We start from the raw sequence: 26027 nt of genomic DNA, 5'->3' as shown, positions 1-26027 counted from the left end.
AGTTAAGGTGCTTTCAGCTCGATTGCGATGCGAGGACTGTGTAGTAAGTGCGAGAAGAGAAATAGTGCCCCCGACCTGCACGTGCCCTAAGGTCGGTAAGGAACGCGTCAGCGTCCGCTTCAGAGAATGCCCCTATTCCCTTGAAGTGCTTAAGGGACGGCTCCACAAACCATGTATAAAACGCATCCAGATCCTGCGCGACCTCAACTTCGGGCACGATGAGAATTTGATTGAATCCAAGCTCGCGAAGTTGGCCTGGAAGCTCTCGTATGATGAGTCCATTTCGCAGTTCCCTGCACGCGAGATCGCTGAATCGGCGCCCTAGTTGGTTGTCCGACGATTGCACGACCAGCGTTCCCCAGTCGATTTCTGTGATGGAGACTAGCCCGGATGGAGCGAGGACTCGTTTTATCTCCACTAAGGCTTTCAGGGGATCGGGAACATGCAGGAGTAATTGCGTTGCAAGGACACGATCAAAGCTCGCAACCGGGAACGGAAGTTCCAGGACGCTCCCCACTCGAAACGAGAGGTTGTCGAAGTTCTCAGCAGAACGTTGGCGTGCCTCGGCAATCATGGTTTCGCTGAGATCTACGCCAACGGCTGTCCCCGGAGAAACAATCGGAGCTAGGAGGCGAAGAAAGTCCCCGGTACCGCAGCCAACGTCAAGTACGTTAAGTCCGGAGCGGAGAGCCAGCGGCGCAAAGAATTCCCTGGGTGACGTGCGAGCACGCTCAAGAAGGCGAGCGCGGGTAGCATCCAGAAGGTTCACAAAGAAGCGTGGGTCTTCAGTTCGATCGACCTGAATCCATGCGTCTGCGAACGCAGTCGAGGGCATCAAGGGCTGAGCCAAAGCAATCCTCCTGGATGCAAGATAGATGGGCGATTATCCACCCGCACAGCTAATCAAGGCAACCGATTCGTTTGCAGCATTGTTGCGCTGCGGGTGGACTGTCGGCAATTCGGAAGTAATTCTCCGTAAGAATACTTGACGCATAATCGCCGAGTGATCAAATCCATCGGAATCGTCAGGGAACGAGTTCGTCGGAACCCTGGGACCGGTGGCAAGTAGATCTGCGCTACCTAAGCGTTGTCTTCGACGCATACGACTTTTCCATCGGCACAAGCTTGTCGACATCGGCGGAGGCCACGGGCGAATCTTTACCGAAATCCTGAAGCGGAATCCGCAGATGCACGGCATCCTGTTCAACCTGCCGCATGCTTTGGAAGGTGCCCGCAAGGCCATTGCACAGGCTGAATTGGCTGATCGCTGCGAAGTCATTTCCGGCGACTTCTTCGTCTCCGTTCCCGCTGGCGGTGGCACCTGCATGCTCTTTTTCGCCCAAGGTGAAGCGACGCATTCGTAAACACTGGCCGACTCCTGGAGAACAACACTCTAAGAGTCGAGTTCTGAAACCGGTGTTAGCTGGAAGCCGAGGTTAGCAGCCTGCCTGCGTAGGCGTATTTCCGCTCGTGTGCTGGCCTGCCGATCGCACTGCACCAAGACGCTTTCAGAGTAGGGATCCTTGGTGGATAGCATGTGATATACGATGCGGGCAAGTTTATGAGCAGTTGCTGTCACCGCTGCTGGTGCGCCCAGTCTCCACTTCATCTTCCGGTGAAACTCGCCGAGGTAATTCTTGGCCCTATACAGGCAGTGTGCGCCGAGGCGCAGTGCAATGGCCGCACGGTTCTTCACCTTTCGCGAGCGCGTGGAGAGGACCTTTCCTTCGCTGACTTGTTTCTCAGGGCAGAGCCCAAGCCAGGATGCGAAAGCAGAGGCATTGCGGAACCGCGACATGTCTGGCCCAACCTCCATAAGGATGGTGTGCGCAGCGATCGTGCTGATGCCGGGAACATCCGTCAGGTCTACGCCTGCGATTCGAAACAGCTCAGCCTTTAGATCAAATGTCGGTTCGTTGCCTGCACGTTGATAGATACATGTTTTAGTCCGCGGCGGCATCTGCACAGGCGCTCCGACGGCGCGGGGAAGGTCTCGCATGCTGCGTTCAAGTTCCTGGTCGACTTCAAAGAGGAGCTTCTGATAGGAGCGATAGCCAACAAGGGACTGCCGCAGCGCAAACAAGTGCTCTGGGCGATAGTCGCCTTCCAATGACTTTTGCTACCGTCTCACGCGAGCTTCTCACACGCCAGTTGCACAGGCTTGCGAGCTTCGCCGGATCTCGTTCGCCAGCTAGAATTGCATCCAGAATCGCAAGACCGCTGACGCTCGTAATCTCGCTGAGTACGTGGTGCAGTTGTAGATTCATCTGGCTTAGCGCCTTCTGCATGTGCATCGTGTGTTCGGCTGCCATTTGTACAAGGTTCTCCCGATGCCTCCATAGCGAGCGGATCACACAGATCTCGTCAGGCGGCCAAAAGCTAGCTTTTAGCAATCCAACTGAATGTAGGTACTGAATCCACTGACAGTCTGAGACGTCGCTTTTCCGGCCCGGCACATTCTTTATGTGCTGCGCGTTCACCAGAAACACTTGAAAACCTATCGTCTCGAGGATTTGATAGAGAGGAATCCAGTACACGCCGGTTGACTCCATCGCGACCGTTCGTACCCTGCACGACTGCAGCCAGTCAGCTAATAGGTGTAAGTCCCGAGTGAACGTGTCGAACGATCTCACCGATTCCACATCACGATTCGCAGGGACAGCAACGAAGATTTCTTCAGCGCCTATATCCACGCCTGCTGCATCAGGATGCATCACCGGCAGCATCCGACAACTAACTTTTGCCTTGCTCTTGGTCTTTTTGGCCATGACAGGCTCCCTTCTGCCAGAACCTGCGGCCCGAGGTTACGAAATAAACAAACTCCTGAACGAGATCGCCGCCGTGGCGGACGTCATCACTGACCTGTGCGTGACCTCACACCCATGCTTTTCGACGGGCTTCTCATCGAGCACCAATGTCGGCCGCAGGCTGCAGCTGCCGCAGGTACCAGCAGTACCATTGTCTACCGAAACCTGTTCCTCTCGTCCCTGTTGGGTCGCCCCATCCAGTGCTTCTCATTACTAATCCTGGACTTCATTAAGGTGAAGTAAAGCTGAGCAAAGGTTCGGCATTGTGCTGTGGTTACTCACCTTGCTGGCGGCCACGACTACACCCACGTTCAAGACGTTATTCGGTGTACTTCTGGCCTGGGTGATGCTCAATATCGTGCCACCGACGTCCATGGATCCGAGACTTGCCTCGGCGATTATCCTGCTGCCTCAGATGGTCATCGTGATCCTCATAGTGCTTGCGTTGCGGAGGCGAGGGCACTTATCGGGTCAGGTGCCTGCGTCGATCGGCTTCGCGGCGCCATTCGCGGAGTGACAGGGCTTCCCTGCGGGACGGGCCGATCTGTACCGAAAAACGCCGTAGGGTTACTGATTTCCAGTGGGTGATTTTCCACTTGGACGAAAAGTCGGACAAGTGCCCTTTAGCTCAACTCCTGCCAACAAGCCGAGTCACGCAATATAAAGGCGCCCACTTTGCTGTAGGTTGTGGTTATTCGCATCATCACCTACCGAAAGGAGCGCCGTTATGAGCCAAGAGAAATATATCGGCATGGACGTCCACCAAGCAACGATCTCGGTTGCAGTCTTGGATTTTCGGGGCAAGTTGATCATGGAAAGTATTCTGGAGACGAAAGCGGCCACGATCCTTGAGTTCCTCCAGGGGCTGCACGGAAGTTTATCGGTGACCTTCGAAGAAGGGACCTCTGCGGCCTGGTTACATGACCTGCTGAAACCTCACGTCACCCGTCTCGTGGTCTGCGATCCGCGCAAGAACGCCCTGTTGAAAGACGGCAGCAAGAGTGACCGGATCGATGCGCGAAAGCTGGCGGAGCTGCTGCGTGGCAACCAGCTCACGTCGGTCTACCACGGCGAGCACGGGATGCGCACCTTAAAGGAATTAGGTCGCAGCTACGTGACCATTACGCAGGATCTCGTCCGGGTCATGAGTCGAATCAAAGCACTCTACCGAAGCTGGGCCATTGCCTGCAGCGGTACCAGCGTCTATGCACCGCGGCATCGCGCAGAATGGTTAGGCAAGATCCCGGAACCCGGAGTTCGTCTCCGGGCCGAACGGCTCTATCAGCAACTGGATCTGCTGCAGCCGGTGCGTCAGCAAGCGCGACGCGACTTGCTGACCGAGAGCCGCAAGCATCATGCCGTGAAATTGCTTCGCCAGGTTCCTTCGATCGGTCCGATTCGTGCAGCCTTGCTGGTTGCGCAGCTGCAGACGCCACACCGTTTCCGTACCAAGCGTCAGCTGTGGGCTTACAGTGGTTTCGCGCTGAAAACCCACGACAGCGGCGAGTACCGCTATGTCAGAGGAAAACTGCAACGAAACCGGGAGCGCATGACCGTGCGTGGCCTGAGTAACAACCATAATCCCGAGGTGAAGAATCTCTTCAAAGGGGCTGCAATCTCCGCTAGCACTCACCCTGGCCCGCTGTACGATTTCTATGTTGCTCTTCTTGAGAAAGGGATGCGACCGACGATGGCGCGTCTCACCCTGGCACGAAAGATTGCCAGCATCACTCTAACGATTTGGAAGAAAGGAGCGGACTTCGACGCCACACAATTGCATCGGCAAGAAGCTTGAGCGTCTGTGATGAAGAGGCCTTTCCATCTCCGGCGATTCTCTCTGGTGGTGGTCGCTCGGGTTCTCGAGACGCTCGGTTCGAGGTGAGTATCAGTCAATGAGTTCGGCCCTGTGTGCTTCGGCACCGAGTCACTGAGTCACGCTATGCCTCCTCGGATAACCAGAAATAGCGATAGGCCACGAGCCTCGAATAGAACCATGGTTGACACCCAAATACCAAGGCCCGCTTGCGAAGTCTAAGACTCGATCGGCGTCGTCACCACTGGAAGATGAAAGCCACGGATATGCAAACAAGCCACAAAGGAACCTCTCGAGCGAATCGAGGGGCACACTCACAGGCAGTGGGCTGGATCTCGAGACAAAAATCTTCTCGCTGTCCGGTCGAGGGGGAAACTTTTTTCTTGACATCCCTTTTTATAGAACTCATTGAGGGATCGGCCAATGTATTTGTCTGAGAGCAATGCCTCGGCGGAGACAGCAGAGATATCGTCGGAGTGAATGAGAACGCGTCTCCCTTCTCCGGTCGATGAGCGCACAACCCTGCAACCTAAGTCTAAGAAATCGATCGGACAACCTACCCTTGAGGTCAGCGCTTACCCTAGAGGCGGGAGGCGGCCGGAGGAGCCCAGCAGAAAAACACATCCGATGACGAAACTGTAGACCGCAGTCAAACCGACGAAGACTCGCATGGCTCGCGGATGGGGCGCGGCACTGCGGAACAGGCCGCAGGCAGAGGCAGTCGTGAGCGTGTTCATTACGAGGAGACCAGCAAGAAACACGGCCATGCCTCCGATTCCTTTCGCAATGCCGCCTAGGTTCGCTGCGAGCAGGAAGAGTGCAAGCTGGCTTGGCGTTTCAGCGCCCAGCCCGTGGATGACGCCTACCCCAAAGGCAAGCGGTCCAGTGTAGTTCAGATTCTCATCGTGGTCTGAAGTCATGGGGGCGCCTGAAACCGCTGAAGAAAAGTTCCTGCGGAGCTTGCGGAAGCCGCGAATGATGAGAGCTGCGCGCGAGGGTGGGATGGCTCTAGGACTTCCCCATACGAGGCTGCCCAACACGTAGATTGCCAAAACGATAAGTGTCAACCCGACGAGCCGCTCGGCCCATGAATCCAGCCTGGGTGGAAGAGAGAGTTGAAACATGATGACGATCCCACCCAGCAAGGCGATCATTGCGGCGTGGCCGAGCGCATAGAGCAGGCCAAGTCGCATAGCGGTCGACGCCTTCTGCTGGACGCTCGTGATGTCCGAGATCGCAGCGATGTGATCGTAATCCAAGCCGTGGCGGAAGCCGAGCACCGCGCAGGAGATCAGCGTGATTTCGAGCGGAGCGTTCATTGGGTCGCCTCGATCTGCAATGCCGGGCGGGTCTCGCGAGAATGGGTGAGTTGATCGCGCAGGAGTTGGAAGACGTCCTGCATGCCAGATCCGGTCTTGGCGGAGACCTCAAAGATTTGCATGCCAGGGTGTACATCTTCGATGTTTCGACGAGCGGCCGTCACATCGAACTCGGCAGCCTCGGCCATATCCATCTTGGTGATGATCGCCACATCGGAGCTGTTGAAGATGGTGGGATACTTCAGAGGCTTGTCTTCACCTTCGGTGGCGGAGAGCATGACGAAGCGGAGATCTTCGCCGAGGTCGTAGCTGGAGGGGCAGACGAGATTGCCGACGTTTTCAATAAAGAGAAAGTCCAGGGCGTCAAGCTGCCATCCTTCCAGTGCTTTTCCGATCATCTGGGCATCGAGATGGCAGATGGTTCCGGTAGTGATCTGGCGGACGTTGGGTGTGGCTCGCTTGAGGCGCGCGGCGTCGTTTTCGGTTGCGAGATCTCCGACCAACGCGGCGACGCGGAAATCGCGTGCTAGGCCGCTAAGGAGCTTTTCGAGGAACGCGGTCTTACCTGAGCCGGGGCTTGAGACCAGGCCGACGACACTGACGCCAGAGGTCTCAAATCGCTCACGAAGCGCGTGGGCGAGAAGGTCGTTCTGCTTGAGAACTTTGGCGCGTACTTCTACGATTCGTGTGCTCACGCGGCGACCTCCAGAGAGACGACTTCGAGTTCGCGGCCGCTGACGATCGTCTCGCTCGGCGTCTCGCACTCCGGACAGCAAAGTTGATAGAGCGACGGAGGTGTAACGTTTTGGAGGCAGTTTGCACAGTAGATGACGAGCGGAACCGTCTCGATATCCAGGTGCGAACGTTCGAGTGGCGTGCCTTCGCAGGCGAGCTCCCAAGCGAAGAGGAGCGCGTCGCGGTCTACACCCGAGAAGACACCGACTTTCAGGTGCACGACCTCGACATCGTGAAGACCGCGCGCTTCGGATTCGTCGCCGATCGCGTCGATGATGCTGAGAACGATCGATAGCTCGTGCATGAGCCGCCTTTCATATTTGCCTCGTCAGATTGTGAGCGGCTACATTGTGCTGATTTTGACGTAGCGTTTGATGTCGGGCGCAACCATAATTCCTACGACGATAATGGTCAGCCCCAGTATTCCGAGGATAATTTTTCCTGTCATGATGTCACCTCTCTATTGCCCGTAATCAGGACGGGTGTCTGCAATGGCATCGGCTGATCCTTGATTTCGGCGAGGATTCTTCCGACCAACTCTTCGATCATGTTCGATGCTTCGCCGACCGCGGCTTGCACCTGCGGCGACAGCCCCATTCGACCTTCGAGTTCATCGCCGAAGTCCCTAGGTTCGCAGCCAATGACAAGGATTCGGGCGGCGACGGGGCCGAGCGCAGCAGCGAGATTGAGGACACGCATGGGGTCCATGCCATGAGGATTCAAGTCCATGCCCATCGCACCTGGATCGCCGAGGCCGGTGAGATCGGGTTCGAGGACGAACAGCGTGCCGGGTGCTTCCTTGCGGGGAAGTGCGTCGACGAGGACAACTGTGTGCCATGGGTCGAGAAGCGTGTAAGCGAGGTCGAAGCCGCGTATGCCGAAGTCTTTCATCAGGACCTCGCCGGGAAGTGTACGGCGTGATAGCGAGCGGACGACCTCCACGCCAAACGCGTCATCCCCAAGGAAGATGTTACCGATGCCGGCGATGAGGATGGTCTTCGTCACGCCGAGGCATCCTCTCTCAAAGCATCGTGTTCCTTGTCTATATATGGCTCGACCTCTTCGGTGCCGAAGAAGAAGCGGTGGCCGGGCTGGCGCATCATGCCAAACTCGCGTCCGGGGTCGTCATCGATTACCACAGCGAACTGGATCTGATCTTCAAAGTCCTGCTCGATGGCTTCGATTACGCCGACCTTGCCGGTGAGGGCAATGTCCATGATGTCGGCGGTCTTCTGCGGCCAGATGCGGACGCGATCGCCGACGCGGAGAGCAATCCCGAAGACGGTAACCGACTCAGGTGGTGCTTTCTCTTCGGCGAAGGGATTCCACTCGACGATGACGCCATCTGGAGCGTCGGGATTCATGAGGCATCTCCTCGGATTTCACGTGTCGGACGGACGATGCCATGGGCTTTCAGCATATCTTCGCCGGTGAGAGCTTCAGTGCGCTCAAGGATGCGGCGAGCGCGAGAATCGCCTGTACGCATCTGCTGCTTTTCGTCTTCGGTGAGGGTAAGAACACGTAGTGTAAGCATCTCGTCCATCTCTGTGCCGTCGAAAAAGTCGCCGGCGCTCTCGGGCGAGGTTTTGGGATAGTCGTACATGATGATGGGCGAGAGAAGCAGGATGGAGCGGTCGGGTTCGTCGCCGGCCAGGACAGGAAAAACTCCGATATTAGCGCAGGCTTTGGCATCGGCACTGTAGAGATCGGAGGGCTCTAGGAGCGAGATGAACTCTCCGCCGGTCAGGCCGAACAGGAGGTGCGCGGAGACCAGCGACTGGGGCAATGCTTCGTCGCGGCGGCCTTCGGCGTCGTTCGAAAGGGGGCTAATGTTTTCAAGTTCGAGATGCAGCTTGCAGGCGCCGCTGGGCAACATCTGGGCACTGACGGTGAGGCTCGCAGCGAGTTCTGCCGTAGGATTGATGTGCAGCCTAAGAGGTTCGGTGAGGAGCGCCCTAAGACTCAGGTCGCAGTGGTCCGACGTACGTTCGATTGCTTCATCCCAGTCGAGCGATGGATCGGCGAGGTCTGAGCCTGTTCGCGGCTGCGGCAACAGTTGGAGAAAGCTGACCTTGATATCGAGTGAGACGCTGTGGCCGGGTACAAGAAGGCATTCGGAGACAAGGCTGAACGGTTCCTGGGGCCGCTGGGCCTCGGCATAGACGCGAGGGTAAAGCGTGCCGAAATTCCACCGTTGACGATTCTTGATGGCCGTGGACCGGTATGGATAAAGAATGTATCCCTCGTAAAGTACAGCTGCGGCGATTTTTTCGACGGAGGTAAAGTTCATGCTTCGACCTCCTCTGAGATTTCTACTGAGGCGTTTTCGCTGGCCAGAGCCCTGGCGATGGCTTGTTCCCAGGTTGGCAGACCGTGGCGAACCTTGTAGTCGTAGAGCTGCTCGAAGGTATCGCGACGAAGGCAGAGCCAGGCAGAGTTAGGATGGTGCATCTCCATCATGTCTTTCCAGACGGCGACGGGGAGACGATAGATGCACTCACGGTCCCAGGGGACTTGCGAGATCTGCAGAGCGCCATTGGAGCCTTCATAAAAAAGCGTGCCGCTGAACATGACGGCGACCGGGATGTCGCCTGAATTGAGGGCGTGGAAGTACTTTGTGGCAGCGACGTTGAAGTCGAAGGTACAAGAAAGTTCAAGGTCGACAAGCAGTTCGCCGGTGAAGCGCGGGACGGCAATGCTGGTGTTCATCCAAAGCAGCGGTTTGACGGTACGTGCCCACCGCTCGGATGTGCCGAAAAGGTCAAGCAGTTTCTCTTGTTCGTTGGGGACGTAGCGGCGCTTGGCGGGTTCGATCTGAACTTGGCAGCGAAGAGTGATGGCGTGAATCGTCTCGGTGGCGGGAACGTTGGTGATGCGCAGCTTGAGTGCAATCAATGGTGTGGCCGCATGAGGCACCGCTTCAGCGCCTTCGATCTGGAGGTGGAGCTCAGGCATGGGTGGGCTCCGGCTGCTGATTCGCAACAGACTCTCTCACTTCAGTGCTACGCGCTTGTAGACTCGCGAAGAACTTGTGGATGTGCTTCCAGACTTCGGCCCCACCAGAAAGGCCGCGCCAATGCATGCGAATGAGGCCGACGAGATGGAAGCATTCGTCGATGGGAACGATGTAGTACTCGTGGATTGTGCCGACGCGGTTGACGAGGAAAGTCTCTACGTCGGACTCCATCTTCTGAAGAGAGGGATGCTGAGCGGCAATTTCGGCCCAGGATTCGAGGCTTAAAAGCGATTCGATGGCGCCGGCGGGGCTGGGATACATCGCGATCATCCTGCCACCAGCGGTATCGTAGTAAAAGAAAGCCAGATTGATGGGGATCATGAGAGATTCCCATTGCAGATTCGGCATCTGGAAGTCGGCGAGAGCGCGAATGCGACGCGGAATACGCAGGTAATGGGCTCCGGGCTGGCCGGAGAAGAGCACGGCGCAACCATCGCAGGAGCAGGCAATCTCGTGCTTGTGGGGGGCGAGCAAATGCTGATGGACCGGTGTCAGTTCGGCGCTGCAGAGCTCGCAGCGTTCGGCGCCGTCGGAGATCGGGCGACGGCGGGCAACCTGCCTCAGGAATGACGGGACCGGAGTTCGTTCCTGCTCTTCTTCGGAGAGTTCGTTCATGCTGGGCTCCCAGGGTTAGGCAGGCGGCAACTGAGGCATCTTGGGACTAATCGGGCCGCGCTGCTCAAGGTTGATGCCGGTGGCGTCCTTCGCGGTTCGGGTGGGACCGTGCTGGGCGAGCTGGTCAACGCGGCTCTCGCCTTTGCGGATTCCGATGGCACGGGCCGGAGTATCAGTGCGTGCATCTTGTTTGGCCATGGCGGTTCTCCCTACTTGATTGTTACGAGTTGAGGTCCGCTCTGCTCAGTAGCGGCGGCATTCTCGGAGACGATTTCGACGATGTCGGGTGCGACCTCGAAGAGCGCGTCTTCGACTGCACTCTTAAGAGTGATGGAGGAACTAGGGCAGCTACCGCAGGTTCCGTGGAGGCGTAGGTGAACAATGCCGTCGCGGACGCCAGCAAGGTCCACGTCGCCTCCGTGGGATTTGAGATAAGGACGAGCTTTCTCGATGCCGCGAAGCACGCGAGTCTCAATGTCGTCCGGGTGAAGGTTGTGCAGAAGAAGCATGCTTGAGACCAAGTCGTTTTCCAACGCTTCGTTTAGAGCCCGCTCACCCGCCGGCGTCTGTAGGAGTGAGTCGACAAGACGTTGAAGAGCCGCGCCGTGCAGTTCAACGACAGACTGCACGAGGTCGAGCGCGGTCGCCCGTATCTCCGGGTCACCTGCGCTTTCAAGGCGGGCAGCGAGTTTTTCAACTCGCTCCGTCTGCAAACGGAACTCGCCGCGCCGCGGAGGTGCGATGGTACCAACAACCTCCGGTTGAGTATCCGACTGGGGCGCAGCAGCCATTATTCGTGCCCCGCTACGCCGAACATAGGAGAGTGGCGAGTTTCGAGGATCTTGCCGTCACCGAGATACATGTGAACGCCGCAGGGCAGGCAGGGATCGAAGCTACGGACGGTGCGCATGATGTCGATACCTTTGAACTTGTCAGGACCGTTCTCCTCGAAGAGCGGTGTATTCTGCACCGCGTCTTCATAGGGTCCGGGAGTTCCGTACATGTCGCGGGGATTAGCGTTCCAAGGAGTGGGGGGATAGGGATGGTAATTGGCGATCTTACCCTCGCGGATCACGACATGGTGCGAGAGAACGCCACGAACGGCCTCGTGAAAGCCGCAGCCGATAGCTTCTTCCGGAACCTTGAATTCGGTCCAGGTGGAGGTGCGACCGGCATTCAATTCGGCGAGTGCTTTCTCGACGAAGTGCAGAGCGGTAGCAGCGGCGTAGGCCTGAAAGTATGTGCGGGCACGGTCGCGTTCGAGTGTGTTCGACCACTTCGGGATGTGCCACTCAAATTCAGTCTCTGGCAGCATGGCCGTTTTGGGAAGATTGATCTTGACGCTGTGCCCGGTGGCCTTAACGTAGCCGATGTCTACCAGTCCGGAGAGTGCAGTCGACCAAAGACGTGCGATTGGGCCGCCACCGGTATCGAGGGCGAGGTGGTCTCCAGTGCGCTTATCGAGCCAGCGCGGCGACATAACCCAAGTGTAGTTGCCCTTAAAGTCGCGCTTCTGCGGGCGTGGGATTGTGGTCTGGTTCCAGGGATGGCGTTTGTCGACGGGGTTGCCGAGCGGGTCGCGGGCTACGAAGGTTTCAGAGCCCTGCCAATCGTCATAGTAAGAGCTTCCGAGTAGTATCCGGATGTTGAGATTGATGTCAACAAGCGAGTTGGTGACCAGTTCGCCGTCGACGACCACGCCAGGAGTCACGAACATCTTGCGTCCCCATTCGGCCATGTTCTTGTACTGGTAGTCGCAGTGGTCTGGATCGTTGTAGGAGCCCCAGCAGGCAAGCAGGACGCGGCGGCGGCCGACCTCTTCATAGCCCGGCAGCGCATCGTAGAAAAAGTCGAAGAGATCGTCGTGCAGTGGTACGACTTTCTTCATGAATTCGACGTACTTCATCAGCCTGACTAAATAGTCGGTGAAAAGTTGGATAGTAGCGACGGTGCCGACGCCGCCGGGATAGAGAGTCGACGGGTGGACGTGCCGTCCCTCCATGAGACAAAACATCTCGCGGGTCAGGCGACTCATGGCGAGTGTCTCGCGGTAGAAGGTGCCAGTGAAGGGATTGAGCGCAGTCATGATGTCGGAGATCATGCGGTATCCGTGCTTACCGGCGTTCGGCGAAGGTGTATGTTGCGCCTTCTCCCAGACATTCGGATTGGTCTCCTTGACCATCTGCTCGCAGAAGTCGACACCGACGAGGTTGTCTTGGAAGATATTGTGATCGAACATGTACTCGGCTGCTTCGCCAAGGTTGATGATCCATTCGGCAAGCGCAGGGGGACGAACGTCAAAAGCCATGTTCTGTGCGTAACAGGCGCAGGTCGCGTGATTATCACCGCAGATGCCGCAGATGCGGCTGGTGATGAAATGAGCGTCGCGCGGGTCTTTGCCCTTCATGAAGATGCTGTAGCCGCGAAAGATGGACGACGTGCTGTGGCACTCGGCAACGGTCTTGTTACCGAAGTCAATCTTAGTGAAGATACCGAGACTGCCGACGATACGGGTAATGGGATCCCAATTCATCTCGACGAGATTGCGCTTCTTATCCTCGAGTTCAGGGATAGTATCGGGAAACGTTGCCATAGCGTAATCCTCTCTCAAGTGATTATTAGGCGTTGGGGGGAGCTGGACGATAGCCAGTGGTGAGCTCCGGACGATTGTGACGCCACTTCGGTTCCTTGTTGACTGTAGCGTTGGTAATGCTGCGAAGCGCACGGATCATGCGCCCGTAGCCGCTGACAAGAGTAGCCGAGAGCATGCCTCCGGGTGGCTCATCCATAAATGGCATGAACTTATCGGGGAAGCCGGGCATTGTGCATCCGATGCAGATGCCGCCGACGTTAGGACATCCGCCGATACCACGCATCCAGCCGCGCTTGGTGACGTTGCAATCGACGACCGGACCCCAGCAACCGAGCTTGACGAGGCATTTTGAAGAACCGTATTCGGTGGCGAAGTCTCCCTGCTCGTAGTAGGAGCCGCGATCGCATCCCTCGTGGACCGTCTTGCCAAAGAGCCAGGTGGGGCGGAGCTGCTTGTCGAGGGGGATCATGGGAGCGAGACCAGCTACCTGGTAGAGCAGGTAGAGAACGGTCTCCATGAAATTGTCGGGCTGAACGGGACAGCCGGGGACGTTGACGATGGGAAGACCGGCTTTCGAACGCCAGTCCCAGCCCAGGTAGTCGGCCAATCCCATGGCGCCGGTTGGGTTGCCGGCCATGGCGTGGATACCGCCGTAAGTTGCGCAGGTGCCGGCACCGATAACGGCAAGGGCCTTGGGAGCGAGGCGGTCGATCCACTCGCATGTGGTGATGGGCTGGCCAGTGTCATGGTTGGTCCCCATGGCTGCCCAGTAACCCTCTTTCTTAATCTTCTCATTAGGAATGGACCCTTCAATTACGAGGACGAAAGGATCGAGCAGACCCTTTTCGGCGTCGTAAAAGAACTGCATAAACTCGTCGCCGTTCTCGTACGCAAGCACCGGGTTGTGAAGATGAACCTTGGGCAGGCCGGGTATCGCACCCAGTAAAACGTCTTCGATCGAGGGTTGTTCGGCGGCAGTCACCGAGACGCTGTCGCCGTCGCAACTGAGGCCAGCAGTGATCCAGAGAATGTGTACGTCGGATACGGGTGACGGCTTGGTGATACCGCTTGGCGAGTCAACCATGAAATTCTCCTTGGGACTACATTGTGACCTGCTCCGCGAACTTGCTCGAAGATGAGTTCTGGGAGTTAGCGTGACGGCTTTTCGACCGAAGGGCGGAGGAGTCGTAGCACATGGGCTGTGATTTTGGATTCGGGAAAGCGGAATGGTAGAAGCAGGACAAGCCTGTCACCTTCGCAAAGCAATGCGTCAGCTCTAACTTTTAGAGCCCGCGAGCGAAACAGGCTCGCTCGAATGCCAGAGACACTACGCCTATCCGAAGCTGGCTGTCAATCGCATATACTTGCATATTTATTGGACTTAATACAACTTTCACGCTGCTAACGTAATAGCTTCAGGTCAGTGAAGCGACTGATCCGGAACTAGCAGATGCGTGGGAGCTGCTCACCGAACATCACGTCGAGCACCCTCGTCCCACCGATCTCAGTCTTCATTAGCACCATGCCAGGATGGCTTTCGACCACCTCGCCGATGATTACGGCGTCCTGGCCTAGACGATGCTGCCGCATCTGCTCGAGAACCGCACCCGCCATCTCCGGGACAACTAGAGCGAGCAACTTGCCCTCATTCGCGACATAGAGCGGATCGAGGCCAAGCACCTCACAGGCGCCCTTGACCGACTCGCGCACAGGGATCGTGCGCTCGTCCAGCACCATGCCAACGTTGGCGTGTTTGGCTATCTCGTTGAGCGTGGTTGCGACGCCTCCGCGGGTCGGATCGCGCAGCGTATGGATGAAATCGTTCGCGGGGAAGGTGGTCGCAAGCATGGCCGAGACGAGGCCGTTAAGCGGTGCGCAGTCGCTCTCAATAGCGCCCTCGAACTCGAGACCCTCGCGCTGGCTCATGATGGTCATGCCGTGGTCGCCGATGTAGCCACTGAGGATAATCTTGTCGCCGGGGCGGGCGCGATCTGCAGAGATGCTGATGTCGTGCTCGATCACGCCGATGCCGGTCGTAGTGATGAAGATCTGGTCGCCTTTGCCGCGGTTGACGACCTTGGTATCGCCGGTGACGAGCTGTACACCAGCCTCACTTGCGGCGCCCCGCATGGACTCGACCACTCGGCGCAAATCGTCTACGGCCAAGCCTTCTTCGAGGATGAACGCTGCCGACAGATAGAGCGGACGGGCACCGCTCATCGCAAGGTCGTTCACCGTGCCGTGAATCGCGAGCCGACCGATATCTCCGCCGGGGAAGAAGATAGGCGTGACAACAAAGGAGTCAGTAGAGAACGCTAGTCGCGCCCCCCCGATGGCGAGCACGGCCTGATCGTCGAGTTTATCGAGCGTCGGATTGCGAAAGGCCGGAAGGAAGATGTTGTCGATCAGATCGGCGGTGAGCTTGCCGCCGCTGCCGTGGCCAAGAACGATCCGTTTGTGGTCGAAGATCGGGATCGGGCACGAACCGAACGGCGTCAGACTCTCGCCGACGATTGTCTTCTCCGTCTTCAAATCATCTTCAGCGGCTGGCATGAGTGTATTCGCGCTCTTCGCGGGGCTTGACACTGACGTCGTCCAGTACAGGTCCGGGAACGATCTGATGAAGCTTATCCGCTCCCTGCGGATTCAGGTGACGGCCATACGCGTAGTACGCGGCGCACGCTCCCTCAGCCGAGACCATGGTCGCACCGAGTGGATGCTGGGGAGTGCAAAGCGCTCCGAAAGCAGGGCAATCGTGTGGCTTTTTCAGTCCACGAAGGATCTCCCCGCTGATGCATATCTCGGGTTCCAGAGTGGCGATCTCCTCCACGTCGAAGAGCTTTTCGGCGTCGTGCCGAGAGAACACATCGCGCAGATGGTAACCGCTCATCGGAATACTGCCAATGCCGCGCCACTTGCGATCTCCGACCTCGAACACTTTGCCGATCAACTGTTGCGCCGGCAGATTGCCTTGGCGAGTCAGTACGCGCGAGTACTGATTCTCAACCGTGGCACGGCCCTCTTCCAACTGCTTGATAGTCATCAGCGTACCCTCGAGGATATCGATCGGCTCGAACCCGGTGATGACGATGGGGACGTGGTGGCGGGTGCTGATAGGGTCATACTCGCTGTACCCCATCACAGCGCAGACGTGGCCCGGACCGAGAAAGCCTTGTACGCGATTTCCGGAGGCGCTGAGAATGGCTTCGAGTGCCGGCGGCACCAGGACATGGGAGACCAGTAGAGAAAGATTGTTAACCTGCTCTTCACGGGCTCGCCACGCCAGCATGGCATTCGCCGGGGCCGTAGTCTCAAAGCCGATGGCGAAGAAGACAATTTGCTTTTCCGGATTGGCGCGGGCGATCTTCAGGCAGTCGAGCGGCGAGTACACGATACGGACATCGCCGCCCAGAGATTTGATCGAGAACAGGTCGCCGTCGGAGCCGGGTACGCGCAACATATCGCCGAAAGAGCAGAAGATCACATTAGGCGAGCGAGCTATGGCGTGCGCTTTGTCAATCATTTCAAGCGGCGTGACGCAGACCGGGCAGCCTGGTCCGTGCACGAGTTCGACGCCCTCCGGCAGCAGATGGTCAAGTCCATTCTTGACGATTGAGTGGGTCTGGCCCCCGCAGACCTCCATTAAAACCCACGGCCGGGTCTGGACCCGGCGCATCTCGGCAACAATCTTCGCCGCTATGTCCCCATTGCGATATTCATCAAGATACTTCATCGGCGAAGATCTCCAGAGTTCATCCAGGCTGGGTAGGACGGCTCGTCCGTCTTAGCGGTCTCTTCGACAACCGGGGATTCCAGCTCGGTGAGCTGATCAAGATCCTTCAGCGCCTGGTAGGTACGTTCTGCTTCTGCTTCATCGATTCGGCTGATAGCGAAGCCGACGTGGACCAAGACGTATTCGCCCACCTGAGTCTCTGGCACATATTCCAGGCATGCTTCGCGGACGATGCCGCCGAACTGGACCTTGGCCATGCGCAGACCGCGTTGATCGTAGGTGTCTACCACTTTGCCGGGAATGGCTAGGCACATGTCAGTGTCCTTGACGCAATAGCTCGTTCGCGATCACCGCCTGCCCCAACGAAATACCGCCGTCGTTCGCAGGCACCATCGCGTGCAAGAATACTCCAAATCCCAAACGCCGCAACTTCAATGCCGTGACTCCCAGCAAAAGGTGATTCTGAAATACGCCGCCGCTTAGGCATACCCGGGCCAGTCCGTCGCTCTTGCGCATACGGCAGCAAACCTCCACGATGGCGGCACTTAGCGTGTTGTGAAAGCAGGCGGAGATCTCGGCTACAGACCTTTCAGCAATGGCATCCCTGACGATAGTGGCGATGGTTTGACGAAGATCTATCACCGTCGATTCACCTTGCTCCAGATCGAACCCGTACCGATCCGCGACGCTTGGCTCCGCCGCCATCTCCAGCGCAATGGCCGCTTGGCCTTCGAAGGTGATCTCGGAGCCCAGTCCCAACATCGCCGCTACTGCGTCGAACAGGCGCCCGCACGAAGAGGTCTGCACCGTCTGAATGTGGCGCGAAAGCATCGTGTCCACAAGCCTGAACTGAGTGGCGGGAACTACTCGGAAACACGCAAGATCGTCAGGCATTTGAGAGCCGAGAGAATCCCGAAGGTAGCTCAGGGCCATTCGCCAGGGCTGACGTATCGCCGCATCGCCACCGGGCATCGGTACAGCGCGGAGGTGGGCACGACGCTCGAAGCCAACGCGATCTGCGACCAGGAATTCGCCGCCCCAGATGGTGCCATCGGAGCCAAGTCCAGTGCCGTCCATGGCGACACCGATGACCTTTCCGCTGAGCTGGTTTTCCGCCATGCAGCTGGCGATATGTGCGTGATGATGCTGCACCGCAAACCTTCGCTCGATGCCGGAGACGAGCGCCATGCGCGTGCTTCGATAGCCGGGATGTAGATCGTGCGCGATGGCCTTGGGGGAAACCTTGAAGAGATGCTTCATCTTATCCAGTGTCTCTTCGAAGAAGCGCATGGTTTCATAGTTTTCGAGGTCGCCGATGTGCTGGCTCAGGATGGCGTGGCTACCCTGGGTCAGGCAAAATGTATTTTTGAGCTCGGCTCCGACACCCAGAACTTGTTCCATCTCGATGCCCAAATCGAGAGTTTGCGGCACGAAGCCGCGTGAGCGACGCAGCACCGTTTCCTTTCGTTCAAAGGTGCGAACCACCGAATCGTCCACTCGTGTGGCGATGTCGCGATTATGCAACAGGAACCAGTCGGCGATGCCCGACAAACGCAGGAGCGCCTCTGTATTCGAGACCACGATTGGCTCCTCACTGAGATTGCCGCTCGTCATAACAAGAGCGACAAACTCCGACGCCGATTCCGGTGAGTCGCTGAAGAGTAGATAGTGCAGCGGCGTATAGGGGAGCATGATGCCGAGTGTGTTGTTTCCTGGAGCAATGGCTTTCGGCAGGTCGCCCGTTGCCATGCCCTCGGATGAGGCGCGGGGTAGAATTACGATCGGTTTGCGCGGATGCTGCAGCGCGGCTTCGTCGTTAGGTGACACCGCGCAAATTCTCCGGATTCCTTTCATATCCCGCACCATCAGAGCGAATGGCTTCATGGGCCGACGCTTGCGTCTGCGCAACTCGGCGACGGCGTCGTCGTTCTCCGCATCACAGGCAAGCAGGAAGCCACCCAGCCCTTTGATCGCCACGATCTTGCCCTCCCGCAGGAGTTGCCTTGCTGTGCGAATCGCTGGAAGCGAATCCTTCTCGGCAAAGGAAAAGTCGTCCGATGACGACCCGCGTGGGACAAGGCACAACGCTGGGCCGCAGACCGCGCAGGCATTTGGCTGGGCATGGAAGCGCCGATCGGCCGGATCGACGTACTCCGCCTTGCAGGCGTCGCACATAATGAAGCCCGACATAGTTGTCTTCGCGCGATCGTATGGTATTTCCTGGACGATGGTGTAGCGCGGACCACAATGTGAGCAATTTGTGAATGGATAGCCGAAACGGCGGTTTAGCGGATCTCCGAAGTCACGCCAGCAGGCATCGCAGGTGCCGGCGTCCGGAGAGACCAGAGCGAACACACCGATCTCCTCCCGGCTCTGGAGAATGTCGAAGCCTGCGCTACCCACGACATCCATTTCGGATACGGTAAGTTCGAGAATCTTGGCGAGCCGTGGAAGATCGAGGTCCAGGCTTTCGATAAAGGTCCGAATTGCTGCGGCGTGCCCCTCGGCTTCTATCGTCACGCCCGACGAAGAATTGAAGACGAAGCCGGTCAGCCCGAGTGATATGGCAAGTTTATAAACGAATGGGCGAAACCCAACTCCCTGCACGATTCCTCGAATCTGAATTTGACGCCGTATCTTCGAGTCTGGCGGAGAAAAGGGCATTATCGATAAGTCAGAATAGCCGAGTTTCGGTTCGGCTTCTTACGGGTGCGACCTGGCGCCATGACAATCTCCCGAAACGTTTTGGTTCCTCAGGTTTACGCGCAATTCAGAAGCAATCCAACTCGGCGAAAATGCTCTCGTTATTTTCTGGAGCTTACATGTTTGCCAGACCTTTGGCGAAGAGCCAAAAAGGCCAATAACAGAATTCAAATGAGCAGGTAAATGACATATCAGTGATCACTGGTGAACAGAGAGTAGACATTTGTTCGAGAGGCGACGATACAGACAAGTGGAATGTTCTCACGTATCAATGAGTGCATTGGCGATTTATCAACCATTTGAAAAAACAACTGCCAACTAATGGGATGATCCCCCGCCGTTACCCAGCCAGCAACTCCATCCCCCTGGATTATCTGACTTTACAAAACGGGTACTTCAGCGTGCAGATCACATGATGAAAGGGAGGCGATAAGGAAATCTCTTCGCCTCCCTAAACGGGCAATCTAATTAGAAGTCGACCCTGAGCGCCGCCTGTCCTGTCCGATTTCCCGCGTTCTCCGCCGTTTGCGGTCCAGTCAGCTGCCCGAAGAGCGAGTTGTCGATCGCCGTCACGGGTGGCGCAAAGTTGGTGTGGTTCAGAACGTTCGTGAAGGTCGTCTCGAACCGCGCATGGACCTTCTCGGTGATAGCGAACCGCTTTGCGACACCGAAGCTCACCGTGGTCGTGCCAGGACCCTGAATGATCCCAACTCCTGCATTCCCGAAGCGACCTGCTCCTGCGGGGGTCGCCAGGAATGACAGATTGTTGTAGGTCACAGATCCGGCTGTACCCTTCGGCACACTATCCGGACGCAGCACAGCGCTACGATTAACAACGTTCGTGTTCGACTGATCGGCAGAACCGCTGATGCTGGGAGTAAGCCAGGGGCCCGTCTCAAGCAGCGTGACCGTTGTCAGATCCCAACCGCCGAGAAAAAGGTCCTTGGCTGTGCTGCTACTCATGTACTGTCGGCCGTTACCAAAAGGCAGCTGATATACCCCTGTGAGCAGCATGCGGTTGCGGCGCGTGCCGGAAACGTTGCCGAGGTTCTGTTTGATATGAAACCGATCGGCAACGGGAAGTCCGTAGTTGACCTCACCGGCGAACGCACTCGGTGCATCACCCTGATTGTCAGCCTCATTTTTTGCGTAGGTGTAGTTTGCATCCACGTAGAGCCCACGCTCCAGACGATGCGTCGCCTGCAGCTCGAACGCGTGATAGTTTGCCTCGCCTGCATTGAACGTACTGAGCAGCGTCGTCCAATTCTGATATGGCGCGCGGGAATCCACAAAAGCCCCAGCCGTCGCTCCTGTGTTGTACGGGGTTGTGCTGGCGGGAATCTGGTTAAGATCCTCGGTAATGTTTAACCGGTAGGTGTGCATCCCGACGTAGCTTGCACGAAGCGATGTAGCATTTGACAGTTGCCGCTCTACGGTCACATTCCATTGGTTCGACTGGGGATCGCGGTATGTGGGATCGACCCCTTGATCCAGCCCGCCACCGCCAAAGGTCGGGCCGCCAGAAGTGGCAGGCGCAGTATTTGGGAAAACAATCTGTGGAGTGTTCGGGCCTGCCGTGTTGGAGTTGGAATAGATGTGCAGATTCGAGGTTGGGTTTCCGCTGTTGTTGAACGAAAGCGGTCCCAGGTTGGTCATCGTATAGATGCCAAATCCAGCGCGCACCACCGTCTTGGTGTCATTGAACGGACGATAGGCAATCGCAATGCGCGGCTGAAAGTCTCCTTTATAAGTCTGGCGCAGACTCTGCGGCAATCCATCCTGACTGGCCGTGATATATCCAGTGCACGGCATCCCCTGAACGGTTGACCCCGCAGCCGTGCCGGACGGGCACGCATTGAAAGACTGCTGGAAAGCAACATTGGAAGAGGTGATGTTCTGGCTGGTCAGGTATCCAGCCAAAGCATCAGGAACGACAATCGAGTTAATCCGTTGATCGAAGTTTGCCAGATTACCGCCGTCCTCCTGAAAGCCGGGAAGAACCTGCCAGCGAAGACCATAGCTGAGCGTCAAGCGATCGTTTACCTGGAACTCATCCTGTGCGAAAAAACTATATTGCGTGGCGGTTCCTCCGACATCAGGGCTGGAAACAGCGAAGTAAAGTGTCGTTGGCGCGCCTTCGAGGAAGTCGCCAAAAGCATTCCCCGTAAACTGATCGCCTTGGGCGTTCCCGTACGACGGTTGAAAGATGAAGGCCCCAAAATCATCTGAGGCGAACTGTGGGGCAAAACTCTCCAGATCGAAGTACCGAACGCGACGGATATCGATCCCACCCTTTACCGTGTGCTTGCCGAAGCTGTAAGTCAAGTTATCGCTGAACTGCGTCGTCTTCGATTGCGTGACTCCTGCCTTATCTCTTCCAATCATTGGAAACGGAGTTCCCGCGCTGAAATTGAAGGTGGGGAATGCATGGGTTAGCGGGTGTTGACTGATATCCACTCCAGTAAGATCCAACTGACTTAGCGCAGTGGAACCTTGAATCGGGAAGTCGACGCTGGTCGTAACATTCGTGAAGCCGTAGCGAAACTCATTCAATAGCTTCGGGGTAATCGTGTAGGTATGCGAAATCAACAGGCTCCGATTGTGAACAGAATCCGAATCATCCGGCAGAAAGAGGTTCGCGAAGTCCGTGGTGATGTTCTTGCGGCTGAAGCGCGCGTAAACCGATTGCTTGGACGAGATCGTCTGATCAACCCGGATGTCCGCACCGTCGGTGCGTGCTGGAGTCGCTTGAAAGTTCTGGTAGTTGATGGCCTGCGTCTGATCAATCGCGCCCGGCACGTTTGGCAATGGATAGTAGGCGAGCAGCGCCTTGGCAGTCTGGCTAATCTGGGTAGATGGAATCGTAGGACCACCTATATCTGAGAGGGTGCCGTTCCTATCCGCGACCGTTGGAACGACATATTGCTGAAACACCGCAGTGCTGCGCCGATTTCCCTCATAGTCCGCAAAGAAAAACGTCTTGTTGTGCCCATCATAGACATGTGGAATCACAATCGGCCCGCTCAACGAGAAGCCAAACGTATTGAACTTCTTGGGGGCTTTCCCGCTGGAGCCATACGGATCGGCATCCAGCGCCTGGTTTTGCAAATACTCGAAGACACTCCCGTGATACTGGCTTGTCCCGTTCTTGGTCGTGAATGTTACATCGCCAACCTGAGAGAACTCCGCACTATTGTTGAATGCGGTTACTTTAACCCCAGCAATTCCTTCCTGCGATGGATAGGCGTCCTGCAGCGCGCCATTCTGCCGCACGTTGGCAGTCGAAATACCATCGACGGAGAAATTCACCATCGAGGAGCTCGCTCCGCCCAGAGCGATATTGCCGGAGCTATCTGTCTGAACGTTGGGAGACAGGCCAAGCGCGCCGAGCGGACTTGTAGTAGTCGCGCGGTTATTTAGGGGCAATTGCGTCATTTCGATATTCGTCTTCGAATCGCTGATCGTTCCATTTTCCGTATTGATTTGGTCGGCTGCGCCCGATACCTCCACAGTTGTCGACTGTGCCGCAACGTTGAGTGTGGCGCCAAGTCTCAAATCCTGTCGCGCTTCCACTGAAATTCCCGACACGACTGTGTCGGCAAAGCCATCGCGATGAGCCCGTAGCGTGTACTTGCCGGCCTTTACGTTCTCAAAGATGAAGGCTCCAGAAGCATCCGTAGCGACCGTGCGTTCCGTATTTTCATCTGTGCTGTGCAGCATGATCTGCGCGTCTGGAATCGCCGCTCCGCTCGCGTCCAAGACGTTGCCTCTAACGCTCCCGAACGTCGACTGGGCATGGGCCAACTGCCCCGCAACCAGCAACAGACCGCACATGATTGGGCAGATGACGCTGGATAAAACAGATCTCAAAACGCTTCGTCCCCCCCAACCGTGAGTGTGCTGGCCTTCGCTCTGCTGTTGAAGGGACACGACCATATCCTCTACATGGGACGTACGTGCTGCCCTGTCTAGTGAAAGAAGGCCTCTAAGGAAGTTCATGTCGAATCACCTCATATGTCGGAAAAGAGCGACACTTTCAGTGAACCGTGTACACCGTTAGCAATGCATAAGCTCCTTCTTAACGGTTTGTTTATGTCTCAATGGCTATAGTTTCCGGCAGGGGCGACCGAATGATTGCCAGACCAATCCAAGTGGTCCTACGCAGGATTGGGGGCGGTTGCGCCGCTGGAATGCTGTTGACGCTTCTCTCCTACCGCCTTCACTTCAATCTCTCCGCAGCCACCTCCATCCACCTTTTTCTAGTGGTGGTTATCGCGCTTCGTTGGGGTTTATTTGAAGCGAGCATCGTTTCAATTCTGTCCGTTGCCTGCCTCGACTACTTCTTCACCCAACCTTTATTCCACTTCTACATCACTGATTCGCACGATTGGATCGCTCTCCTCGTCTTTGAAGCAACGGCCCTGATCGTTAGCAGCCTCTCAGACCGAGTGAGCCACCACGCTCGCGAGTTAGAGCGGCGTCAAGTTCAGCAGCAGAAGCTTTACGAACTCAGCCAGCATATTCTGCTCCTCAATCGGGAAGCGGGGGTCGATCAACAACTCGTCGACCTTTTACGTTTGAGCCTGGGGGTGAAAGGAGTAGCCCTTTGGAAGGCCCATGAGATGCATCAGTGGAAGAGTGGCGATTGTGATATCTCCGATGACGAAGTTCGCTCCGCTTACTTGCTCGAAACAAATGAGGATGACTTGAGCACTGGTATTTCCAAGCGCGTCCTTCGGCTAGGAACCAGGCCTATAGGATCTCTCTTCCTCTGCGGGCATTCGCTCGACCCAGCCTCAATTGACGCAGCCTCTTCGCTTGCCGCGGTTGCAATCGAAAGGGCACGCTCGTTCTCAACCGAAGCAAACGCAGTAGCGGCAAAACAGAGTGAGCAACTCCGCTCCGCCATATTGGATGGCCTCGCACATGCGTTCAAGAGTCCGCTTACGACGATCAGAGCCTCCAGTTCCGGTCTCCTCGCGATGAACACCCTGTCGGGCACTGAAGAAAAACTGGTCGGCTTGATTGACCGCCATGCAGGACACCTTAGCGACCTCGCCAATCATCTTCTACTTACTGCGAAGCTGGATGGTGGCGATCTGAAGGTCAAGCGTGAGCAAGTCGACGTAGCTCAGTTGATAGAACGGACCATCACGGGATCATCACAGGAACTGGATGGGCACTCCATTGACTTCCAAATGGGCTCAGGGCACAACGTCGTATATGGAGATGGAAAGCTTCTTCATATGGCCCTCTTCCAGGTCCTCGACAATGCTGCAAAGTATGGTCGCCCCAACTCTCAGGTGGCCATCGCGGTTCAGGAAGAAGAAGCGGAACTGGTCATCAGGATTAAAAACGAAGGCTCGTTTATTCCGGACGACGAAAAAGAGAAGGTGTTTCAACGTTTTTATCGCTGCTCAGGATCAGTGAAGACGATCTCCGGAACCGGAATCGGTCTCTCCGTAGTTAGGCGAATCGCTGAAGCGCATAGCGGGCGAACGTGGGTCGAAAGCGATCAAGTGAATGGAACCACCTTCGCTATCGCACTACCCCGCATGGCAAAGGAGAAAGCGTGAATCACAAAAGCAAGGTGCTCGTCGTTGAAGACGATGCAGGAATACGCCAGAGCCTCTTCGAAACATTGGGAGCGCTAGGATTTGCGGTCGGGGAGGCTCACAACGGGGAAGAGGCTCTCGTGCAACTGCGCATGGTCAGCTATGACGCGGTCCTCCTCGATATCAATATGCCGGGTATGGGGGGCAAAGAGACGTGTCGAAGGATCTGTCATACCTTTCCCGGACTGCCGATCGTTATGCTCACTGTTCGTGACGATGAAGAGGATATCGTCGAGTCATTGGACGCGGGCGCATTTGACTATGTCACTAAGCCGTTTCAAATTCGTGAGCTCACCGCGAGGTTACGATCAGTCATCCGGCGTCGCCACGCCCCGATGGAAGAACCAGATCTGATCAGCATCGTGGGCGAGATCACGCTCGACGCCAATCGCCGCCTCGTAGAGAAAAAGGGCGAACAGATCCACCTCGCTCCAAAAGAATACGAGACCCTCCGTTGTTTGATGGAGCATGCCGGCAGACCCGTCAAACACGAAAATCTGCTGCGATCTATTTGGGGTCCGTCCTACAGCAACGAGCGCGAATATCTGCGAGTTGTCATCAATCAACTGCGAAAGAAAATTGAAGACGACCCTGCTCGCCCAGTTTATATCTTGACCGAGAGTCATATCGGCTATCGCTTCCGTGAAGAATAACGGACCGCGATGGCTACGCGTGTGATCAAACACGAGATGACAGAGCAGCGAATCGTTAGGTTCTGTCATTGCAACCAGGTAACAGAGCAAATTCAGGATTCCGGACGGTTCGTCGGCAACCCTTCCGTTACGCCCCCCAACGGCCAACGACGGGTTAGGTGCGGGTTGCCCGCCACTCGTCTGAAGCGGCGCCCTCACGAACATAGATGCAATCTGCATGCGCATGGAGCTCCGACGACCCACACGGACCAGGCAGGAAGTCCATATACGGCAATCGTCCTTGTGCCACAGTTTGCCATGCAAACGTCTAACGGACTTACGAGTGACGTGTCTACTTGACCTGTGAACAACATTTCAAATAAATTTGTCGCCTCACGGAACCGTGGACATTCGGACGTGAATTTGTCTTGGGTACCAATGCAGCC

At 56.6% G+C, this 26027-nt stretch carries 26 protein-coding genes; 5 read left to right on the top strand and 21 right to left on the bottom strand.

The genetic code is table 11. The features are described 5' to 3' along the window. Positions 1-13 precede the first annotated feature (13 nt). Positions 14-850, bottom strand: coding sequence for a methyltransferase domain-containing protein (locus tag RBB82_RS23595; RefSeq protein ID WP_433975559.1), 837 nt, complete (start codon positions 848-850; stop codon positions 14-16). A gap of 208 nt (positions 851-1058) precedes the next feature. Between RBB82_RS23595 and RBB82_RS23590 the strand changes: the two genes are divergently transcribed. Then, the gene (locus tag RBB82_RS23590; protein ID WP_433975558.1) at positions 1059-1364 is read left to right on the top strand and encodes a methyltransferase; all 306 of its coding nucleotides are present in this window, start codon (positions 1059-1061) and stop codon (positions 1362-1364) included. Positions 1365-1393: 29 nt separating this feature from the next. On the opposite strand, the gene RBB82_RS23585 is transcribed toward RBB82_RS23590, so the two are convergent. Next, positions 1394-1999: a transposase gene (locus RBB82_RS23585; RefSeq protein ID WP_433975557.1), complete on the bottom strand. Its 606-nt coding sequence runs from the start codon at positions 1997-1999 to the stop codon at positions 1394-1396. Between the two features lie 25 nt (positions 2000-2024). Then, complete coding sequence (locus tag RBB82_RS23580; protein ID WP_433975556.1) at positions 2025-2768, bottom strand: IS110 family transposase; 744 nt, start codon at positions 2766-2768, stop codon at positions 2025-2027. Positions 2769-3072: 304 nt separating this feature from the next. Between RBB82_RS23580 and RBB82_RS23575 the strand changes: the two genes are divergently transcribed. Together RBB82_RS23575 and RBB82_RS23570 are read left to right on the top strand one after the other, a co-directional pair. Beyond that, positions 3073-3324 carry a hypothetical protein gene (locus RBB82_RS23575; RefSeq protein WP_433975555.1) on the top strand — a complete coding sequence of 84 codons (252 nt, stop codon included), beginning with the start codon at positions 3073-3075 and terminating at the stop codon, positions 3322-3324. 210 nt (positions 3325-3534) lie between these two features. Then, positions 3535-4602, top strand: a complete 1068-nt coding sequence (locus RBB82_RS23570; protein ID WP_433975554.1) for an IS110 family transposase — start codon at positions 3535-3537, stop codon at positions 4600-4602. A gap of 593 nt (positions 4603-5195) precedes the next feature. Here the strand turns inward: RBB82_RS23570 and RBB82_RS23565 are convergent. The 18 genes from RBB82_RS23565 to RBB82_RS23480 all read right to left on the bottom strand — a co-directional run bounded on the left by RBB82_RS23565 (position 5196) and on the right by RBB82_RS23480 (position 23264). After that, entirely contained in the window at positions 5196-5939 is a 744-nt protein-coding gene (locus RBB82_RS23565) for a hypothetical protein (protein WP_433975553.1), read from the bottom strand. Further along, positions 5936-6634 (bottom strand): hydrogenase nickel incorporation protein HypB, encoded by a 699-nt coding sequence (gene hypB / locus RBB82_RS23560; protein ID WP_433975552.1) that lies wholly within the window; start codon positions 6632-6634, stop codon positions 5936-5938. The genes RBB82_RS23565 and hypB overlap by 4 nt, the downstream gene beginning before the upstream one ends. Continuing rightward, positions 6631-6978 carry a hydrogenase maturation nickel metallochaperone HypA gene (gene hypA, locus RBB82_RS23555; RefSeq protein ID WP_433975551.1) on the bottom strand — a complete coding sequence of 116 codons (348 nt, stop codon included), beginning with the start codon at positions 6976-6978 and terminating at the stop codon, positions 6631-6633. Before hypA ends, hypB begins: the two co-directional genes overlap by 4 nt. Positions 6979-7017: 39 nt before the next feature. Next, complete coding sequence (locus RBB82_RS23550) at positions 7018-7122, bottom strand: DUF6893 family small protein (RefSeq protein WP_433975550.1); 105 nt, start codon at positions 7120-7122, stop codon at positions 7018-7020. Continuing rightward, complete coding sequence (locus tag RBB82_RS23545; RefSeq protein ID WP_433975549.1) at positions 7119-7679, bottom strand: hydrogenase maturation protease; 561 nt, start codon at positions 7677-7679, stop codon at positions 7119-7121. Before RBB82_RS23545 ends, RBB82_RS23550 begins: the two co-directional genes overlap by 4 nt. Then, a complete protein-coding gene (locus tag RBB82_RS23540; protein ID WP_433975548.1) occupies positions 7676-8038 on the bottom strand; it encodes a hypothetical protein in 363 nt (120 codons plus the stop codon). Before RBB82_RS23540 ends, RBB82_RS23545 begins: the two co-directional genes overlap by 4 nt. Next, entirely contained in the window at positions 8035-8964 is a 930-nt protein-coding gene (locus RBB82_RS23535) for a hypothetical protein (protein WP_433975547.1), read from the bottom strand. Before RBB82_RS23535 ends, RBB82_RS23540 begins: the two co-directional genes overlap by 4 nt. After that, positions 8961-9629, bottom strand: a complete 669-nt coding sequence (locus RBB82_RS23530; RefSeq protein ID WP_433975546.1) for a DUF6084 family protein — start codon at positions 9627-9629, stop codon at positions 8961-8963. Before RBB82_RS23530 ends, RBB82_RS23535 begins: the two co-directional genes overlap by 4 nt. Next, positions 9622-10305 carry a DUF5947 family protein gene (locus tag RBB82_RS23525; RefSeq protein WP_433975545.1) on the bottom strand — a complete coding sequence of 228 codons (684 nt, stop codon included), beginning with the start codon at positions 10303-10305 and terminating at the stop codon, positions 9622-9624. The genes RBB82_RS23530 and RBB82_RS23525 overlap by 8 nt, the downstream gene beginning before the upstream one ends. 15 nt (positions 10306-10320) lie before the next feature. Then, positions 10321-10503 (bottom strand): hypothetical protein, encoded by a 183-nt coding sequence (locus tag RBB82_RS23520; RefSeq protein WP_433975544.1) that lies wholly within the window; start codon positions 10501-10503, stop codon positions 10321-10323. An 11-nt stretch (positions 10504-10514) separates the two neighbouring features. Continuing rightward, complete coding sequence (locus RBB82_RS23515; protein WP_433975543.1) at positions 10515-11096, bottom strand: NifU family protein; 582 nt, start codon at positions 11094-11096, stop codon at positions 10515-10517. After that, on the bottom strand, positions 11096-12898 hold the full coding sequence (locus tag RBB82_RS23510) for a nickel-dependent hydrogenase large subunit (protein WP_433975542.1): 1803 nt from the start codon (positions 12896-12898) through the stop codon (positions 11096-11098). Before RBB82_RS23510 ends, RBB82_RS23515 begins: the two co-directional genes overlap by 1 nt. 25 nt (positions 12899-12923) lie before the next feature. Continuing rightward, positions 12924-13982 carry a hydrogenase expression protein HypE gene (locus RBB82_RS23505; RefSeq protein WP_433975541.1) on the bottom strand — a complete coding sequence of 353 codons (1059 nt, stop codon included), beginning with the start codon at positions 13980-13982 and terminating at the stop codon, positions 12924-12926. 359 nt (positions 13983-14341) lie between these two features. Beyond that, positions 14342-15451 carry a hydrogenase expression/formation protein HypE gene (gene hypE, locus RBB82_RS23500; protein WP_433975540.1) on the bottom strand — a complete coding sequence of 370 codons (1110 nt, stop codon included), beginning with the start codon at positions 15449-15451 and terminating at the stop codon, positions 14342-14344. Next, entirely contained in the window at positions 15438-16631 is a 1194-nt protein-coding gene (hypD, locus tag RBB82_RS23495; protein ID WP_433975539.1) for a hydrogenase formation protein HypD, read from the bottom strand. Before hypD ends, hypE begins: the two co-directional genes overlap by 14 nt. Beyond that, entirely contained in the window at positions 16628-16945 is a 318-nt protein-coding gene (locus RBB82_RS23490; protein ID WP_433975538.1) for a HypC/HybG/HupF family hydrogenase formation chaperone, read from the bottom strand. The genes hypD and RBB82_RS23490 overlap by 4 nt, the downstream gene beginning before the upstream one ends. 1 nt (position 16946) lies before the next feature. Next, positions 16947-19295, bottom strand: coding sequence for a carbamoyltransferase HypF (gene hypF, locus RBB82_RS23485; protein ID WP_433975537.1), 2349 nt, complete (start codon positions 19293-19295; stop codon positions 16947-16949). A 507-nt stretch (positions 19296-19802) separates the two neighbouring features. After that, positions 19803-23264, bottom strand: coding sequence for a carboxypeptidase regulatory-like domain-containing protein (locus RBB82_RS23480; RefSeq protein ID WP_433975536.1), 3462 nt, complete (start codon positions 23262-23264; stop codon positions 19803-19805). A 200-nt stretch (positions 23265-23464) separates the two neighbouring features. Here RBB82_RS23480 and RBB82_RS23475 point away from each other — a divergent pair, with 200 nt between their 5' ends. Beyond that, positions 23465-24910 carry a sensor histidine kinase gene (locus RBB82_RS23475; RefSeq protein WP_433975535.1) on the top strand — a complete coding sequence of 482 codons (1446 nt, stop codon included), beginning with the start codon at positions 23465-23467 and terminating at the stop codon, positions 24908-24910. Continuing rightward, positions 24907-25602 (top strand): response regulator transcription factor, encoded by a 696-nt coding sequence (locus tag RBB82_RS23470; protein ID WP_433975534.1) that lies wholly within the window; start codon positions 24907-24909, stop codon positions 25600-25602. The genes RBB82_RS23475 and RBB82_RS23470 overlap by 4 nt, the downstream gene beginning before the upstream one ends. The last annotated feature ends 425 nt before the right edge of the window (positions 25603-26027 follow it).

Source organism: Tunturiibacter lichenicola, assembly GCF_051013355.1.
GTDB classification, from domain to species: Bacteria; Acidobacteriota; Terriglobia; order Terriglobales; family Acidobacteriaceae; genus Edaphobacter; species Edaphobacter lichenicola_F.
This window is presented reverse-complemented; position numbering and strand designations above follow the sequence as displayed.